The organism is Mesorhizobium sp. LNJC394B00, assembly GCF_000502555.1.
Lineage (GTDB): Bacteria > Pseudomonadota > Alphaproteobacteria > Rhizobiales > Rhizobiaceae > Mesorhizobium.
Genome location: NZ_AYWH01000002.1, coordinates 459,720 through 477,792, shown reverse-complemented (window position 1 = coordinate 477,792; position 18,073 = coordinate 459,720). Strand labels below are relative to the sequence as shown.

The window sequence follows — 18,073 nt, the reverse complement described above, 5'->3', positions numbered from 1 at the left end:
TGATGAACGCACCGCTCAACATTTCCATGCCGGCCGAGGCGTCCAAGGCGCCGAAGGTTTACAAGCTCCTGATCGACGGCAAGCATGTCGATGCCCGTGACGGCCGCACGATTGCGCGCAACAGCCCCGGCCATGGCTTCACCGTTTCGCGCTATGCGCAGGCCGGCGAGGCCGAGGTGGAGGCGGCCATGCAGGCCGCGCACAAGGCATTCGAGACCGGCCCGTGGCCGCGCACGAAGGCGGCCGAGCGCGCAGCCATCCTGCTCAAGACGGCCGACCTGATCGAGGCCCAGCTCGAAGACATCGCCCGACTCGATGCGCTGGAATCCGGCAAGCCGATCGCCCAGGCGCGCGGCGAGATCGGCGGCGCCATCGACATCTGGCGCTATGCCGCCTCGCTCGCCCGCACGCTGCACGGCGAAAGCTACGCCAATCTCGGCGACGCCATGCTGGGCGTGGTCCTGCGCGAGCCGATCGGCGTCGTCTCGATCATCACCCCGTGGAATTTCCCGTTCCTGATCGTCAGCCAGAAACTGCCCTTCGCGCTCGCCGCCGGCTGCACCGCGGTGGTCAAGCCGAGCGAAATGACCTCGGCCTCGACCTTCGTCCTCGGCGACATCCTGATGCAGGCCGGCCTGCCCGCGGGCGTCGTCAACATCCTGGCCGGCCTCGGCGCCGATGTCGGGGGGCCGATGGTCAGCCATCCGCTGGTCGAGATGGTGTCGTTCACCGGCTCTACCCGCGTCGGCAAGATGACCATGGCTTCCGCCGCGCAGTCGCTGAAGAAAGTCTCGATGGAGCTCGGCGGCAAGAACGGCCAGATCGTCTTCCCCGATGCCGATCTCGAGGCGGCCGCTGACGCAGCAGTGTTCGGCGGCTTCTTCAACGCCGGCGAATGCTGCAATGCCGGCAGTCGGCTGATCGTGCATGAAGCCATCGCCGACGATTTCCTCGCCACTGTCAAGGCCCTGACCGCCAAGGTAACGGTCGGCGACCCACTCGACGACCAAACCAAGGTTGGCGCGATGATTTCCGCCGACCATCTGACCAAGGTCGCAGATTACGTTGCGGCAGCAGCAAAAGACGGCAGCAATGTCTATAGCGGTGGCGGCCAATTGGCGTCCAATGCCGGCCAGTACCTCGATCCGACCATCATTCGCGGCGTTACCGAAGACATGGCTATTGCGCGCGAGGAAGTGTTTGGCCCGGTGCTCTCCGTGCTGACTTTTGGATCGATTGAAAAGGCGTTGCACATCGCCAACAACACGCCCTATGGTCTGTCGGCAGGGGTGTGGAGCGCCAGCATCGACACTTGTATGTCGGTGGCGCGTGGTGTGCGTTCGGGGACCGTTTGGGTGAACACATTCATGGAAGGCTTTCCCGAGCTGCCATTCGGGGGCTACAAGCAGTCCGGCATCGGACGCGAACTCGGCAAACGCGCTGTCGAGGATTATACCGAGGAAAAGACAATCCAGTTTCATCGCGGCCAGCGCACCGGTTGGTGGGTCGGCTGAGTTTGGAAGAACCCGGTGGGCTTCCACCGGTCGTGTAATGCAACAAGGGAGGTAGAACATGTTGCGCAAAATGCTTATCGGAACGGCTCTGGCGACGGCCTTTGCTTTCTCGGCCCATGCCGAGGACGTCAAGGAAGTGCAGATGCTGCATTGGTGGACGTCGGGCGGCGAAGCGGCTGCTCTCAACGTCCTCAAGGGCGACCTTGCCAAGGAAGGCTATGCCTGGAAGGACGTGCCGGTGGCCGGTGGTGGCGGCGACGCCGCCATGACTGCGCTGAAGGCGATGGTCGCGGCCGGCAATTACCCGACCGCGTCGCAGATGCTCGGCTACACCGTGCTCGACTATGCGGCGGCCGGCGTCATGGGCGACCTGACCGAGACGGCGAAGAAGGAAGGCTGGGACAAGTCGGTTCCGGCAGCCCTGCAGAAGTTCTCCGTCTATGATGGCAAGTGGGTCGCTGCTCCAGTCAACGTCCACTCCGTCAACTGGCTGTGGATCAACAAGGCGGTGATGGACAAGATCGGCGGCACCGAGCCAAAGACCTTCGACGACTTCGTCGCCCTGCTCGACAAAGCCAAGGCGGCTGGCGTTATTCCGCTCGCCCTTGGCGGCCAGAACTGGCAGGAAGCCACCATGTTCGACTCGGTTGTGCTGTCGACCGGCGGACCTGAGTTCTACAAGAAGGCCTTCAACGACCTCGACGACGAGTCCCTCAAGTCGGACACGATGAAGAAGTCGTTCGACAACCTCGCCAAGCTCGTCACCTATGTCGACCCGAACTTCTCGGGCCGCGACTGGAACCTTGCCACCGCCATGGTCATCAAGGGCGATGCCCTGGTGCAGGTGATGGGTGACTGGGCCAAGGGCGAGTTCAACGCCGCCAAGAAAACGCCGGGCACCGACTTCCTGTGCTATCGCTTCCCGGGCACGGAAGGCTCGGTGGTCTACAACTCCGACATGTTCGGCATGTTCAACGTTCCGGACGACCGCAAGGCCGCCCAGGTCGCGTTGGCCACCGCCACCCTGTCGAAGAGCTTCCAGTCGGCCTTCAACGTCGTCAAGGGTTCGGTTCCCGCCCGTACCGACGTTCCGGACACCGACTTCGACGCGTGCGGCAAGAAGGGCATCGCCGACCTGAAGGCTGCCAACGAAGGCGGCACACTGTTCGGCTCGCTTGCCCAGGGCTATGGCGCGCCTCCGGCGGTCGCCAATGCCTACAAGGACGTCGTTTCGAAGTTCGTCCACGGTCAGATCAAGACCTCGGACGAAGCCGTGACCGAACTGGTCAAGGCAATCGACGACGCCAAGTAAGCCCTGGCCGGCAAGACACCTTTCCCGCTTCGGCGGGGAAGGTTCGCCTCAGGATTGGCCGGCTGGCGCAATTCCAGGAAAAGTGTGAGCGGTTTTCCGGCCGGAATTGCGTAAAAGAAAGAGTTAGAGAGGTTCGCCGTTTCCGTGAAACGGTGAAACCCTCTTGAACACCATGCCGACCAGAGACCCGTATGCACGGGGCCGCCTTGCCTCCTGACGGCAGAGCACGGACGACCCTAACGGGAGGAGCCTCATGAGCAGTGTAGCGACGACCCAGATCAAGCTGACACCCGAGCGGTCTCGCCCCTCCGTGCGCGCGCGATTGCAGGACGCGCTGCCGAAGATCGTGCTGGCGCCGAGCTTCGCCATCACCATCGTCTTCGTCTATGGCTTTATCCTGTGGACTGTCTATCTGTCCTTCACTAATTCCAAGACCTTCCCGTCCTATGTCATTACCGGACCACGCGCGTATCTACGGCTGTGGGGCTGGACGTTCGACTCCGACCCGCCATCGAGCTGGTACACGTCGATCGTCAATATGGGCATTTTTGGCTTTCTCTACATCGCCATCTGCCTGGCGCTCGGCCTGTTCCTGGCCATCCTGCTCGACCAGAAGATTCGCGGCGAAGGCGTGTTGCGGCCGATCTATCTCTACCCGATGGCGCTGTCCTTCATCGTCACCGGCGTCGCCTGGAAATGGTTCCTCGACCCCGGCCTCGGTCTTGAGCAGACCTTGCATCAGTGGGGCTGGACGAGCTTCCATTTCGACTGGATCAAGAACAAGGATTTCGTCATCTACACGGTGGTCATTGCCGGCGTCTGGCAGGCCTCCGGCTTCATCATGGCGATGTTCCTGGCCGGCCTGCGTGGCATTGACGGCGAGATCATGAAGGCGGCGCAGATCGACGGTGCCACCACCTTTCAGCTCTACCGCCGCATCGTCATTCCGCTGCTGCGGCCAATCTTCCTGTCGGCCTTCATCGTGCTCGCGCACCTTGCCATCAAGTCCTACGATCTCGTCGTGGCGCTGACCAGCGGCGGCCCCGGTGGCTCGGCCTGGCTGCCGTCCAACTTCATGTATGAGTACACCTTCAAGCGCAACGAAATGGCCGTCGGCTCGGCCAGTGCCGTGATCATGCTGATGACCATCGTCGCCATCATCGTGCCCTATCTCTATTCCGAACTGCGGGAGAAGCCGCGATGAGCGCTGTCGCCACCCCTGCCCGCCCCGCTGCTTCCCAAAAGGCCTCCGGCGGCATGAGCACCAAGACCCTCAACCGCATCGTAATTTACGGGCTTCTGGCGCTGTTTGCGCTGTTTTATCTGATGCCGCTGTTCGTCATGCTGGTGACCTCGTTCAAGACCATGGACGAGATCCAGAACGGCAACATGCTGGCGTTGCCCACGGCGCCGACCTTCGACCCGTGGCTGAAGGCCTGGGGCGAGACCTGCGTCGGCCTCACCTGCGCCGGCATCAAGGGCTATTTCTGGAACTCGATCAAGATGGTGGTTCCAGCCGTACTGATCTCGACCATGCTCGGCGCGCTCAACGGCTACGTCTTGACCAAATGGCGTTTTCGCGGCGCCACGCTGGTGTTCGGGCTGATGCTGTTTGCCTGCTTCATTCCGTTCCAGTCGGTGCTGCTGCCGATGGCGACCATCCTCGGCAGCCTGGGACGTTTCGGCGTGAAGCTGCAGAATGCGACGGGTACGAGTTTCGGTCTCGGCAATCCGACGGTCAACCTGGTCTTCGTCCATGTCGTCTACGGCATCGGCTTCACCACGCTGTTTTTCCGCAACTATTACGAGGCGTTCCCGAACGAACTGATCAAGGCGGCGCAGGTCGACGGCGCCTCCTTCTTCCAGATCTTCCGCCGCATCATGCTGCCGAACTCGATGCCGATCTTCGTCGTCACCGTCATCTACCAGTTCACCAACATCTGGAACGACTTCCTGTTCGCTTCGGCTTACGCCGGCACAGGCGACTCCATGCCGATGACGGTGGCGCTCAACAACGTCGTCAACACCTCGACCGGCGTCGTCGAATACAACGTCAACATGGCGGCCGCGATGATCGCGGCTCTGCCCACTCTGATCGTCTATGTCGTCGCCGGCCGCTATTTCGTGCGCGGGCTGATGGCTGGCGCGGTCAAGGGCTGATCAATTCGGAAGGAACGACCATGGCTTTTCTGGAAATTGATGGGCTGAAGAAGCGCTTCGGGAATGTCGAGATCCTGAAGGGCATCGATGTCGAGCTCGAAAAGGGCGGCTTCCTGGTGCTGGTCGGCCCGTCCGGCTGCGGCAAGTCCACCTTGCTCAACACGATTGCCGGCCTGGAGCAGATCACCGAGGGCGAAATCCGCGTCGACGGCCGCGCCATCAACGATCTGCACCCATCCAAGCGCGACATCGCCATGGTGTTCCAGAGCTATGCGCTCTATCCGAACATGACGGTGGCCGGAAACATCTCCTTCGGCATGGAGATGCGCGGCGTGCCGGCCGACGAACGCCAAAAGGCGATCGACAAGGTGGCCAAGGTCCTGCAGATCGGCCACCTCCTGCAGCGCAAGCCGAGCCAGCTTTCCGGCGGCCAGCGCCAGCGCGTCGCCATGGGCCGGGCGCTGGTGCGCGACCCCAAGCTGTTCCTGTTCGACGAGCCTTTGTCCAACCTCGACGCCAAATTGCGCGTCGACATGCGCATCGAGATCAAGCGCCTGCATGCCACCACCGGCACAACCATCGTCTACGTCACCCACGACCAGATCGAGGCGATGACGCTGGCTACCAAGATCGCCGTCATGCGCGACGGCGAGGTGCAGCAGTTCGGCACCCCGGCCGAGATCTACAACAACCCGACCAATTTGTTCGTCGCCGACTTCATGGGTTCGCCAGCGATGAACCTGATCCCGGCGACCATTGCCACGTCGGGCAATGCGCTGTCCGTCGTGTTGGAGCGCGAGGCGCGCGAGCCGATCACGCTGCCGATGGCCAACGCGCCGGCGGGTCTTTCGGCATTCCAGGGCAAGCCGATCATCTTCGGCGTGCGCCCGGAAGCGCTGACCGATCCGGAAGGTGCGGAACGCAACGCCTCCAACATTGCCACTGCCGACCTGCACATCGAAGTGGTCGAGCCGGCAGGGTCCGACACGTTCGCGGTGACCAACCTCGGCGGCAAGGGCGTGGTGGCGCGGTTGCGGGCCGACGCCAACATCCAGCCGGGCACCAGCACGCCGCTCGCCTTCAACCTGACCAAGGCCGTGTTCTTCGATCCGGCGACCGAACACCGCATCCGCTGATCGAGATGGTCAGCCCCGATATCGTCATCATCGGCTCCGGTATCGGCGGCGCTACGATCGCCTCCGGCCTGGCGGGCAGCGGTGCCACGATCCTGATGCTGGAGCGCGGTGAGCCCTTGACGGCAACGCCGCATGCCCGCGACACGCGCTCCATCTTCGTCGACGGCCACTACCGTCCGAAGGAGATGTGGCGCGAGGCCGGCGGTGCGGCCTTCAACCCCGGCAATTACTACTATGTCGGCGGCAATTCGAAATTCTACGGCGCGGTGCTGATCCGCTACCGCAAAGAGGATTTCGCCGCCATGGAGCACTTCGGTGGCGTCTCGCCGGCATGGCCGTTTTCCTACGATGAATTCGAGCCTTGGTATTCGAAAGCCGAGCAGCTGTTTCGCGTCCGCGGCTCGCTCGGCGAGGACCCGACCGAACCGTTCCACTCGATGCCCTATGCTTTCAAGCCGGTGCCCGACGAAGCGCCGATTGCGCGCGCCCGCGCTGAGTTGAAAGCCCTCGGCCTGCATCCGGCCTCGCTGCCGCTCGGCGTCGACATCGACACCTGGCTGAAAGAGGGCAAGACCGGCTGGGACGCATTCCCCAATACCGCCCAGGGCAAGGTCGATGCGCAGACCGGACCGCTGACGGCGGCACTTAAGGACAGCAATATCCGGCTCGAAACCGGCTGCCATGTCGAATATCTCGAAGCGTCGTCCGACGGCAAAAGCATCGCTGCCGTTCACTACCGTCAGAATGGCGAGCTGAAGAAAGTCGCGCCGAAGCTGGTCATCCTGTCGGCCGGCGCGGTCAATTCCGCCGTCATCCTGCTGCGCTCGCCTTCACCAGATGGCAAAGGCCTCGCCAACAGCTCCGACCAGGTCGGCCGCAATTTCATGAACCATAATTCGAGCGCCATGCTGGCGATCGATCCGCGCCGCAGGAACGACAGCGTCTACCAGAAGACGCTTATGCTGAATGACTACTATCTCTCCGACGGCAAAGGCGGCAAGCCGCTCGGCAACGTCCAGCTGCTCGGCAAGATCGACGGCAACATGTTGAAGGCCAACGTGAAACGCGTGCCGAAATTCGCGCTCGATTACATGGCCGGTCGCGCCGTCGACTGGTATCTGATGTGCGAGGATCTGCCCGATCCGGAAAGCCGCATCATGGTCGACGGCAAGGACATCGTCATGCAATGGCGGCGCTCCAACATGCAGTCGCTGGACGGGCTGACCAGGGTGATGCGTGAGAACTTCCGCGCCTGCGGTTATCCCATCGTGCTGTCGCGTCCCTTCGACAAGCGCACGCCCTCGCACCAGTGCGGCACGGTGAAAATGGGCGACCATCCGGCGACGTCGCCGCTCGACCCTTTCTGCCGCGCCTTCGACCACCCGAACCTGTTCGTTGTCGACGCCAGTTTTTTGCCGAACTCGGCCGCCGTGAATCCGGCGCTGTCGATTGCGGCACAGGCGCTGCGCGTGGCCGAGCATATTCGCCGAACGGACCTCGCGGCATGACCCGCCCCGCAGCAATCGTCACCGGCGGTGCGCGCGGCATTGGGCTCGCCTGCGCCGAGGCGCTGGCCGGGGACGGCTTCGACATTTTGATCGCCGACCTTGCCGAACAAGCGCCGGACGAACTGGCCGCCAACATCACCGCACGGGGTGCGGAGTTCGCCTATGTCCGTTGTGATATCGCCAACCTCGAGGATCACACGGCCCTCGTCGACGCCGCCATACGTGCCTTCAGCCGCATCGACTGCCTCGTCAACAATGCCGGCATCGGCGCCGTGGTGCGCGGCGATCTGCTGGAGCTGAAGCCCGAGAATTTCGACCGTGCGCTGGACGTCAATCTGCGCGGCACAGTCTTCCTTAGCCAGGCCGTCGCCAAGGCGATGCTGGCGGCTCCCAGCAATCATCCGCGCTCGATCATCACCATCACCTCGGTCAGCGCCGATATGGCCTCGCCGGAACGCGCCGACTACTGCATCTCGAAAGCCGGCCTTTCGATGTGGGTGAAGAACCTGGCGCTACGGCTTGCGCCGGAAAACATCGGCGTGTTCGAACTGCGGCCGGGCATCATTCGCACCGACATGACCGCGAGCGTATCAGCCAAATACGACGCGCTTATCGACAGCGGCCTGGTGCCGGCAAAACGCTGGGGCGAAGCATCGGACATCGGCGCCGTGGTGGCGACGCTTGCCGCCGGCAAGCTCGGCTTTTCCACAGGCTCGATTATCAATGTCGACGGCGCGCTCTCCGTGCCTCGACTGTAGGTGGATAGGGTTATGACCGACTACATCATCGTAGGTGCCGGCCCGGCCGGCTGCGTTCTGGCCAACCGGCTGAGCGAGGATCCAGCGAATTCCGTGCTGCTGCTCGAGGCCGGCGGCAAGGACTGGCACCCCTACATCCACATGCCGGCGGGCTTTGCCAAAATGACCAAGGGCATCGCTTCCTGGGGCTGGTCGACCGTGCCGCAGAGGCACATGCAGGACCGCGTCTTCTGGTATACGCAGGCGAAGGTGGTCGGCGGCGGCTCGTCCATCAATGCCCAGATATACACGCGCGGCAACGCTCGCGACTACGACGCATGGGAGAAGGAAGAGGGCCTCGCGGGCTGGGGCTATCGCGACGTGCTGCCCTATTTCAAGCGCGCCGAGAACAACCAGCGCTTCGCCAACGATTTTCACGGCGACCAGGGGCCGCTCGGCGTGTCGAACCCGATTTCGCCGCTGCCGATTTGCGAGGCCTATTTCCGTGCCGGCCAAGAGATGGGCATCCCCTTCAACCCGGATTTCAACGGCGCTAGCCAGGAAGGCGTCGGCTACTACCAGCTGACCCAGAAGGACGCCCGGCGCTCATCCGCTTCGGTCGCCTATTTGAAGCCCATCCGCGCCCGCAAGAACCTGACAGTCCGAACCGATGTGCTGGTCACCCGCATCGTCGTCGAGAAAGGCCGCGCCATCGGCGTCGAGATCGTCGACAGGCCCGGCGGCGAGAAGACCATCATGCGCGCCGAGCGCGAAGTGATCGTCTCGTCCGGCGCCATCGGTTCGCCGAAGCTGTTGATGCAGTCGGGCATCGGCCCGGCTGATCACCTGAAATCGGTCGGCGTGACGCCGGTGCATGATCTGCCCGGTGTCGGCTCCAACATGCAGGACCATCTCGATTTGTTCGTCATCGCCGAATGCACCGGCGACCACACCTATGACAACTACGCCAAGCTGCACCGCACCGCGTGGGCCGGCTTGCAGTATCTGCTGCTGAAGAAAGGGCCGGTCGCCTCCAGCCTGTTCGAGACCGGCGGCTTCTGGTACGCCGATCCGACCGCCGCCTCGCCCGACATCCAGTTCCATCTGGGACTGGGCTCCGGCATCGAGGCCGGCGTCGAGAGGTTGAAGAACCCCGGCGTGACCTTGAACTCGGCCTTCCTGCGCCCGCGCTCGCGCGGCACGGTGCGGCTGAGCAGCGCCGACCCGGCCGACCACCCGCTGATCGATCCCAACTATTGGTCGGACCCTTATGACCGCGCCATGTCGATCAAGGGCCTCAGGCTTGCGCGCGAGATCATGCGGCAGAAGGCGCTTGCGCCTTACGTGTTGCGCGAGGTGCTGCCCGGACCATCGCTCGCCAGCGATGACGAGCTGATCGACTATGCCTGCCGCACCGCCAAGACCGACCATCACCCCGTGGGTACCTGCCGCATGGGCCATGACGATATGGCGGTGGTCACACCGGACCTGCGTCTGCGCGGCATCGAGGGCCTGCGCGTCTGCGATGCCTCGGTGATGCCGCGCGTGCCTTCCTCCAACACCAATGCGCCGACCATCATGGTCGGCGAAAAAGGCGCCGACATCATCCTCGGCCGCGAGCCGCTTCCGCCGGCGGTGTTCTCCGGCAATCGGGCCGCATAGCCACTTAGGAGAACGAACCAATGATCAGACACTGCGTCTTCGTACGCTTCCGCAGCGATGTGCCCGCCACCGAGCGCACGGCAATCCACGCCGATCTCGAAGCACTGCGCTCCGTTGTCGACGGCATGGACACGGTCCATTTCAGCACCAATGTCAGCCCGGAGCCGTTCGCGCGCGGCTTCAGCCATGCCTTCACCATCGACTTCCGCGATGCCGCCGCCCGCGACGCCTATCTCGTGCATGAAGCGCATCAGCGCGCCGGCGCCCGATTGGTCGCAGCGCTCGAAGGCGGCACCGACGGGCTGATGGTGTTCGATCTCGACATTACGAAAAAGTGACCGCGCTTCTTTCGAAAGCCGGCTGACGCCTGTTCTCTTTTGCGCCCCAAGGAACATATCGTTCCCCGGGGGCGTTTAGGAGGAACGTCGTGGCTCTCACCGCGCAGAAGAAGAAAACCGTCCTTGCCTCCTTCCTCGGCTGGACGCTCGACGCTTTTGATTTCTTCCTTCTGACGTTCCTGCTCACCGATATCGCAACCGAATTCAACACTGACGTCCCGGCAGTCTCCAAAGCGTTGTTCCTGACGCTGGCGACACGCTTCATCGGCGCCTTCTTCTTCGGCAGGCTGGCCGACAAATATGGCCGCAAGCCCATTCTGATGCTCAACATCGTAAGCTATTCGGTGATCGGCGCGCTGGCTGCCTTCTCGCCCGATCTCGGCATTTTCCTGGCGCTGCGCGCTCTGTTCGGCATCGCCATGGGCGGCGAATGGGGGCTGGGCAGTTCGCTCGCCATGGAGTCCATTCCGCCCAGTGCCCGCGGCATGGTCTCGGGCATCCTGCAATGCGGCTATCCCACCGGCTACCTTCTGGCGGCCGTGGTTTACGGCGTGCTCTACCAGCAGACGATCGGTGGTTACACGATCGGCTGGCGCGCCATGTTCCTGCTCTCCTTCCTGCCGGCGCTGATCGTGCTCTTCATCCGCTCGCATGTGCCGGAATCGCCGGCCTTCGTCGAGGCGCAGAAATCCGTCAGACCTGGCCTTCTTGAAACGCTGCGGAAGCACTGGGGCGTCGCCGTCTATGCGGTCGTGCTGATGATGTTCTTCAATTTCTTCAGCCACGGCACGCAGGACCTCTACCCGACCTTCCTCAAGAAGCAGCATGGCTTCGACCCGCACACGGTGAGCTGGATCACCATCGCCGCCAATATCGGCGCCATCGTCGGCGGGTTGGCGTTCGGCGCACTGTCGGAGAACATCGGCCGCGTCAACGCGATAACGCTCGCCTGCCTGATTGCCTTGCCCTCGATTCCGCTCTGGGCCTTCGGCTCGACACCGTTCATGCTGGCCATCAGCGCCTTCGTCATGCAGGTCGCGGTGCAGGGCGCCTGGGGCGTCATCCCGGTGCATCTTAACGAGCTGTCGCCCGGCGCCGTGCGGGCAACCTTGCCCGGCTTCATCTACCAGGCCGGCAATCTCGCGGCGTCCTATGGCGGTCCCTACCAGGCCGGCATCGCCGAGGCGTCTGGAGGCAGCTATGGCTACGCGCTGGCGCTGTTAGCCGGCGTGGTCGCCGTCTGCATCATCGTCGTCATCCGCTTCAGTCCGGAACGGCGCGGACAGGTGATGACGGTGCTCGGCTGAAGTATCAGGCTCTCAGCCCAGTCTGAGGGCCACGACACCGGCGACGATGCTGAGCGCGGCGGCGCCGCGCCAGCCTGTCATCTTCTCGCCGAGCGCGAAAACCGAGATCATCATGGCAAACAGGATCGACGTCTCGCGCAACGACGCCACCGAGGCGATCGGCGCCTTGGTCATCGCCCACATGACGATCCAGTAGGCCGCGCCGCTAAGCACGCCGGTGAACAGGCCTGCCTTCCAGTCGCGCGCCAGCACGGGCAGCGCCTTGGGCCCGCGAAAGATGAGGCACAGCACCAGCGCCCACGTGGCATCGCAGATGAACAGCCATGCGGCATAGCTCGTTGCCGTTGCGGCCAGCCGCGCGCCGCTGCCGTCGGAGAGCGTGTAGCTGGATATGAAGATCGAAGTGCCGAGCGCAAAGCCGACCGCCCGCACATTGATCCGCTCCAGATGCGCGCCGCCGCGAAACGACATCACCAGCGTGCCGGCCGACAGCAGCAGGATGCCGAGGATGGCGAAAGGCGCCGGCATCTCCTGCACCACGACAACGCCGCCGAGGGCGGTCAAAAGCGGCGCCGTGCCGCGCGCCAGCGGATAGGTCTGGGCGAAATCGCCGGCCTTGTAGGCGCCAATCAGGAAGGTCCGGTAGCCCATGTGAAAGAGCACCGAGGCGATTATAAAGGGCCATACCGCGGCCTTTGGAAACTCGACGAAGGGCAGCACGAACAGTGCGGCAAAACCCATGCCCAGTGTCATCAGCGTGATCGACAGGAAGCGATCGAGATGGACCTTGACCAGCGCGTTCCAGATCGCGTGCATGGCGGCGGCGGCAAGCACCGCGAAGAAGACGAAAAGCGTCATCGAGGGCTCACCGATCTCCTGAGCTCAAAGGCGTTTCGAGATCGATATCGATCCGGACCGGAAAATGGTCTGAAGCGATCTCGCCTATATCGGCACTGACCGAGCGCACACGGTCCGCGAACATACCGCCGACGAAGCAATGGTCGAGCCGGCGTTTTGCCACTTTCCCGTCGATCGTTTTCACATGGGTGTGGAAATCGGCAGCCGGCTCGCTAGCGACGGCAGCGGCATCAACAAAGCCGTCGAGATAAGCTGCCCCGCGATGATAGGGCGTGCTGCCGACGATGCGGCTGTATTCGGCGCTGCCAGGCTCCATGTTGAAATCGCCCATCCAGATCGCAGCTGTCGGGTTCTCCGGCTCGGCCTCGCCGCTGGTCCAGTTGCGCGAAGGCTCATCGTCCGCGCCGCTCCACGGGCCGCCCTCGGACGGCGCGCGGCGATGCTCGGCCAAGAGATAGTCGATCTGCTCCAGCCGCTCCTCCGCCGCGACATGGGCGAGGTGCAGCGACAGGACCCTTACCGGTCCGGCGGGTGTGCGGATCATGCATTCGAGCGCCGCATTGCGGGTGTTGAGCGGCTTGAGCGTGCGGCGCATGGGCAGCGCGTGCAGCCGCGACCAGGCGATCGGCAGCTTCGACAGCAGCATGGTGCCGAACTGGCGGCGGCGGTTGACGACCCGGCCGTCGCGCTGCTCACTGGCGTCCATGTCGAAGGCCGGGCCATAGACCCAGTAATAGCTAGGCAGCAGCTTGGACAGGACCTCCGGCTGGTCGTCCTCATTGGTGCGCTGCCAATGCCGCTCGACCTCCTGCAGCGCGATGATATCGGCGCCGTCGACCAGCTTGGTGCAGCGCGAAAGATCGTAACGGCCATCGCCGCCGATCCCGTACTGGATGTTGTAGCTGACCAGCTTCATTGCTTATCCGGCTCAATTTCGCTTTGGCAGTAGCGGTTCGGCAGATGGGTTGCAATGTACCGGCACGACGGCGGAACTGGGCCAGCGTCTATGATGTGGTCAGCGGCTGGAACCGGCCCGCCGGCGATGCCGCCAGTTCGGCCCAGTCGATCTCTTCCTCCAGCCGGTGGTAGGCTTCGTCGCCGATCGTGCCGTTGCTGCGCAACTCCTCGAGCGTGTCGCGCTGGCGGTTGATGGCATAGAGGCGCAGCCGGTCGTATTCGGTCGCGGCCTGAGCGTCCTCCGGGTTTTCCGCAATCAGGCGCTGCGCTTCATACTGTTCGCGCACGACGGCGGCGGCCGCAGATGTCTTGCGGCTCAGCACGTCCAGTGCTGCCTGCATGATGGCGACGCGCGCTTGCGCCACCTCATTGTCGACGGTTCTATCGGGGTCGAAGTTGATCCAGCGCAGCAGCGGCTTCAGCGTCATGCCTTGCAGCNGCCTTGCAGCACCAGCGTGCCCAGCACCACCGCGAAGGCGGCAAGCACGATCGGGTCTCGGCCGGGAAAATCGGCCGGCAGCGCAATGGCGACCACCAGCGTCACCAACCCACGCATGCCGCACCAGCCGACAATGACGGCGCCGCCGAATGTCGGCAATTCCCGCCTTGCCTCTTGGCTGCCGAAGCGGGCAAGCCACCGGATGATCGCGACGTAACTCGCCACCCAGACAAGGCGCGCGACGATAACGACGACCAGCACCGTTGCGGCGAAAAGGAATGCTTCGCCTTGCCCGTCGCCGGCCAGCCTGCCAACGATCGTGCGTGCCTGCAGGCCCATCAGCACGAAAGCCAGCACGTTGAGCACGAACACGGCCGACTCCCAGACCGAATAGGTACTGACGCGGCGTCTCGCCGACGACTGGCGCGGCGCCCTGCGCGCAATGGTCATGGCATAGACGACGATGGTGATGATGGCGGAAAGGCCGAGCCTGTCGGCGATGATCCACACGGCGAAGGTTCCGGCAAACTGCACCACCGTGCTGCTCGCCGCATCCTCGATGCGGCCGAGCGCCAGCAGCGAGACGCGGCCAAACAGATAGCCCGCGATCACACTGCCGATCGTTGCCAGCAGGATCACCGGAACGGCGTTGCTGAGCATGATCGTGCCAAGCGCCGCCGAAACCGCCAGCCGGTAGATCAGCAGCGCCGTGGCATCGTTGAGCAGGCTCTCGCCCTGCAGGATGGCGGTGATGCGGTGCGGTACCTTGAACTGGCTGAGCACGGCGGATGCGGCCACCGCATCCGGTGGCGCGACGATGGCGCCAAGCGCGATTGCCGCCGCGATCGGCAGGCCGGCCATCTTCCAGCCGACCAAGGCAACCACCACGGTGGTGAAGACCACGGCGCCCAGCGCGAGCAACGCGAGCGACAGCCGGTAGCGCTTGAGGTCGCGCAGCGACGTGTCATAGGCGGCGTCGAGAAGCACCGGCGCGATGAACAGGGCAAGCGCCAGCTCCGGATCGATCTCGATCGTCGGCGCACCGGGTACGAAGGCAATCGCGACGCCGGCCAGAGCCAGCAGGGACGGATAGGGAATTTCCAGCCGCCGCGACAGCGCCGTCAGCGCGACGGCAGCCAGGAGCAGGATGAGGGTAAGTTCGAATAGCGCCATGGCCTATCGTAGCGGCGAAGTGGCATCGTGGGCAGTGGCTGGATGACAAGATGCTGTTGATTGTCCAGCGCTCGGGTCTGGCAATGATACGGCCGTTCATCGCGCCAGCTTGAATCGACCGTCTCGGTCGCCCCAGGATGCTGCTCTGCTAGTGCAGCACCAGCATATCGCTTGATGAGAACGATATGTCGGCCTTCTCGCCGACAGCCGGCGGTGGCGTTGCCGGGCTGTTGAAGGTGTCGAGCGACACCGTGTTGCCGCCGATGCCGACGCGAACGCGAATGACCGAGCCGAGGAAGTGCACTTCAGAGATTTCGCCCGACAGGCTTGAATCGCGACCGGGCTGGCGTCCGAGCGAGATCGCCTCGGGACGCAGCGCCAGCGACAGCGTGTCGCCCGACTTCGAGCCGTTGAGCTTGCCCTTGAGCGAGACTTCCTGCGTGTTGACTTGCACCGTGCCGGCCGCGGCGTCAGTGACCTTGCCTTCGAGCACGTTCAGCGTGCCGACGAAATTGGCGACGAACTTGGTCGCCGGCCGGTTGTAGATCTCGAACGGCGTGCCGACCTGCTCGGCCTTGCCGCCATACATCACCGCGATGCGGTCGGAGATCGACAGCGCCTCTTCCTGGTCATGGGTGACGAAGATGGTGGTGATGCCGAGCTTCTTCTGGATCGAGCGGATTTCCTCGCGCAACGACACACGTACTTTGGCATCGAGCGCCGACAGCGGCTCGTCGAGCAGAAGCAGCTTCGGCTTCGGCGCAATGGCACGCGCCAGCGCGATACGCTGCTGCTGGCCGCCGGAGAGCTGGTAGGGATAGCGGTCTGCCATCTGCGGCAGCTTGATGATATCGAGCATCTCGGCCACGCGTCTGTCGATGTCCGCCTTGGGCAAGCCGGCGACCTTCAGGCCAAAGCCGATGTTTTGCGCCACCGTCAGGTTGGGGAACAGCGCATAGGCTTGGAACACCATGCCGACATTGCGCTGGTTGGGCTTTAGCCTCGTGATGTCCTTGCCTGCGACGACGATCTTGCCCGCCGACGGCTCTTCGAAACCGGCGACCATGCGCAGCACGGTGGTCTTGCCGCAACCCGATGGCCCAAGGAAGGAAACGAACTCGCCCGGCTCGACATCAAGATTGAAATCTTCGACCACGGTGGTGGCGCCGAAGGATTTTCGCACATGCTGGATGGAGAGGAATGGTTCGGCCATGGCTTTTTCTTTCGATCAGTACTTTGTCGATCAGTTCGGGCGGTTCGCCGATCTCGGCGCGAAACGGGACAGGATCTGGATCAGCGACATACAGCCCCAGGTGATGGCGAAGGCGATGATGGCAAGCGCCGCCGGCTCATAGGCGCGGTTGGCGCCAACGTTTTGCAGATAGGGGCCGAAGGCGGGCCGGTTGAGCAAGCTGGCCATGGTGAATTCGCCAATGACGATGGCGAAGGTAAGGAAGGCGCCCGACAGCACGGCGATCAGCACATTGGGCAGGATCACACGACCAATGATCGTGCCCCAACCGGCGCCAAGGATCTGCGCCGCTTCGGTCAGCGTCCTGACGTCGATGGTGCGCAGTCCGGTATCGACCGCGCGATACATGTAGGGCAGCGCCAGCATTGCATAGCCGATGACCAGCAAGGCATTTGTGCCCATGTCGGTCGCCAGGAACGGCAGCGGCGAATTCGAACCGTACATCCTGATATAGCCGAAGACGATGACGATGGCGGGAATGACCAGCGGCAGCAGCGTGATGAACTCTACGATCGGCCGCAGTTGCGGCAGGCGCAGTCGAATCCAGTAGGCGGCGGGCACCACGATCAACACGCCCAGAATGATGGTGAAGATGGCGGCAAGCACTGAGTAGCCAAAGGTCGCCTGAAAACGAGGGTCGCCAAGCACGATCTGATAGGCGTCGAAGGAATAAGCGCCGCGCCGCATGCGCAAGGAAAATTCCACCGTCGCGATCAGCGGAATGAAGAAATAGGCCGCGCCCAGCCCGAAGACGACCCAGGCCCAGAATTTTCCGGACTTCATTTCAGCCACCTCTCCGAGCGCGTCCGGAACCAGATGTAGAAGACATTGGCCAGCCCGGTGATGACGATCATGCCGAAGGCGATCGCATAGCCGAGATGGGCATTGTGCAGCACGTCACCGCGTATCTGCGCATAGAGCAGGATCGGCACGATGTTGAGTGAAGAGCCGGTCAGCGCATAGGCGGTGGCGATGGCGCCGAAGGCATTGGCGAAGAGCAGGATGACCGTGCCGAGGAAACTCGGCCAGATCACCGGGATGACCACCATGCGCCAGTATTGCGTCTGGGTGGCGCCAAGCGTCGCCGCAGCCTCGCCCCACTCCTTCTTCAAGCCGTCGATCGCCGGCGTGATGATGACCACCATTAGGGGAATCTGGAAATAGACATAGGTCAGCGTCAGGCCCCAGAACGATAGGATGTTGAAGCCGTGCGCATAAATGTTGAGGCCGAACACGGTGTTGAGCAGCACCGTGGCGAGACCGAGGCGTCCGAGCGTGGCGATGAAGGCGAAGGCCAGCGGTACGCCGGCGAAATTGGAAGCCACGCCGGAGAATGTCAGCGTCGCCGAACGTATCCACTCCGGCAGGCCGCCGCGCACGATGGCGATGGCGATGCCGAGACCTGCGAAGGCGCCGATCAGCGACGAGGAAAGGCTGACCTTGAGCGAGATCCAGTAGGCGGCGACAATCGATGGCTGCGCCAGTGCTGCTATGTTTTCGAACGTGAATTCGCCGGCATCGTTCTGGAATGCACCCAGCATCAGATAGAGCGTGGGTAGAATCAGGAACATGATGGCGAAGATGAAGAATGGCGCAACGCCGAGCCATTGCGTCGGCAGTCGCATTGCACGCGCCTCGCTGGGGGGCGCGGTCTTCCCGGCAACTGCGTGATCGGAAAGCGAGATATCTGTCATGCGCCGGCTACCGTCTCCGAGGAACA

15 protein-coding genes and 1 pseudogene are annotated in these 18,073 nt (G+C 63.3%); 10 read left to right on the top strand and 6 right to left on the bottom strand.

Features of this window, described 5'->3' with window-relative positions; all coding sequences use genetic code 11:
• The first annotated feature begins 2 nt into the window (after positions 1–2).
• The 10 genes from X751_RS156880 to X751_RS156925 all read left to right on the top strand — a co-directional run bounded on the left by X751_RS156880 (position 3) and on the right by X751_RS156925 (position 11,674).
• Complete coding sequence (locus X751_RS156880) at positions 3–1,514, top strand: aldehyde dehydrogenase family protein (RefSeq protein WP_023744184.1); 1,512 nt, start codon at positions 3–5, stop codon at positions 1,512–1,514.
• 58 nt (positions 1,515–1,572) lie between these two features.
• Entirely contained in the window at positions 1,573–2,826 is a 1,254-nt protein-coding gene (locus X751_RS156885) for an ABC transporter substrate-binding protein (protein ID WP_032888198.1), read from the top strand.
• A gap of 253 nt (positions 2,827–3,079) precedes the next feature.
• A complete protein-coding gene (locus X751_RS156890) occupies positions 3,080–4,030 on the top strand; it encodes a sugar ABC transporter permease (RefSeq protein WP_023671182.1) in 951 nt (316 codons plus the stop codon).
• Positions 4,027–4,986: a carbohydrate ABC transporter permease gene (locus X751_RS156895; RefSeq protein ID WP_023671181.1), complete on the top strand. Its 960-nt coding sequence runs from the start codon at positions 4,027–4,029 to the stop codon at positions 4,984–4,986. Before X751_RS156890 ends, X751_RS156895 begins: the two co-directional genes overlap by 4 nt.
• A 20-nt stretch (positions 4,987–5,006) precedes the next feature.
• Positions 5,007–6,122 (top strand): ABC transporter ATP-binding protein, encoded by a 1,116-nt coding sequence (locus tag X751_RS156900; protein WP_023671180.1) that lies wholly within the window; start codon positions 5,007–5,009, stop codon positions 6,120–6,122.
• Positions 6,123–6,127: 5 nt separating this feature from the next.
• On the top strand, positions 6,128–7,630 hold the full coding sequence (locus X751_RS156905; protein ID WP_023744183.1) for a GMC family oxidoreductase: 1,503 nt from the start codon (positions 6,128–6,130) through the stop codon (positions 7,628–7,630).
• Positions 7,627–8,388 carry a 3-ketoacyl-ACP reductase gene (locus X751_RS156910; protein WP_023671178.1) on the top strand — a complete coding sequence of 254 codons (762 nt, stop codon included), beginning with the start codon at positions 7,627–7,629 and terminating at the stop codon, positions 8,386–8,388. Before X751_RS156905 ends, X751_RS156910 begins: the two co-directional genes overlap by 4 nt.
• A gap of 12 nt (positions 8,389–8,400) precedes the next feature.
• Positions 8,401–10,029: a choline dehydrogenase gene (locus tag X751_RS156915; RefSeq protein WP_023744182.1), complete on the top strand. Its 1,629-nt coding sequence runs from the start codon at positions 8,401–8,403 to the stop codon at positions 10,027–10,029.
• Between the two features lie 20 nt (positions 10,030–10,049).
• Entirely contained in the window at positions 10,050–10,367 is a 318-nt protein-coding gene (locus X751_RS156920) for a Dabb family protein (RefSeq protein WP_023683219.1), read from the top strand.
• Positions 10,368–10,456: 89 nt separating this feature from the next.
• On the top strand, positions 10,457–11,674 hold the full coding sequence (locus X751_RS156925) for an MFS transporter (RefSeq protein ID WP_023744181.1): 1,218 nt from the start codon (positions 10,457–10,459) through the stop codon (positions 11,672–11,674).
• A gap of 12 nt (positions 11,675–11,686) precedes the next feature.
• On the opposite strand, the gene X751_RS156930 is transcribed toward X751_RS156925, so the two are convergent.
• The 6 genes and pseudogenes from X751_RS156930 to X751_RS156950 form a co-directional block, all read right to left on the bottom strand.
• Positions 11,687–12,532 carry an EamA family transporter gene (locus X751_RS156930; protein WP_023683217.1) on the bottom strand — a complete coding sequence of 282 codons (846 nt, stop codon included), beginning with the start codon at positions 12,530–12,532 and terminating at the stop codon, positions 11,687–11,689.
• A 7-nt stretch (positions 12,533–12,539) separates the two neighbouring features.
• Entirely contained in the window at positions 12,540–13,448 is a 909-nt protein-coding gene (locus tag X751_RS156935) for an endonuclease/exonuclease/phosphatase family protein (protein ID WP_023744180.1), read from the bottom strand.
• A gap of 88 nt (positions 13,449–13,536) precedes the next feature.
• Positions 13,537–15,101: pseudogene (locus X751_RS01000000163595) on the bottom strand (sodium:proton antiporter).
• A 148-nt stretch (positions 15,102–15,249) separates the two neighbouring features.
• Complete coding sequence (locus tag X751_RS156940) at positions 15,250–16,314, bottom strand: ABC transporter ATP-binding protein (RefSeq protein WP_023744179.1); 1,065 nt, start codon at positions 16,312–16,314, stop codon at positions 15,250–15,252.
• A 30-nt stretch (positions 16,315–16,344) separates the two neighbouring features.
• Complete coding sequence (locus X751_RS156945) at positions 16,345–17,136, bottom strand: ABC transporter permease (RefSeq protein WP_023671171.1); 792 nt, start codon at positions 17,134–17,136, stop codon at positions 16,345–16,347.
• Positions 17,133–18,047, bottom strand: coding sequence for an ABC transporter permease subunit (locus tag X751_RS156950; RefSeq protein WP_023671170.1), 915 nt, complete (start codon positions 18,045–18,047; stop codon positions 17,133–17,135). Before X751_RS156950 ends, X751_RS156945 begins: the two co-directional genes overlap by 4 nt.
• Positions 18,048–18,073 lie beyond the last annotated feature (26 nt).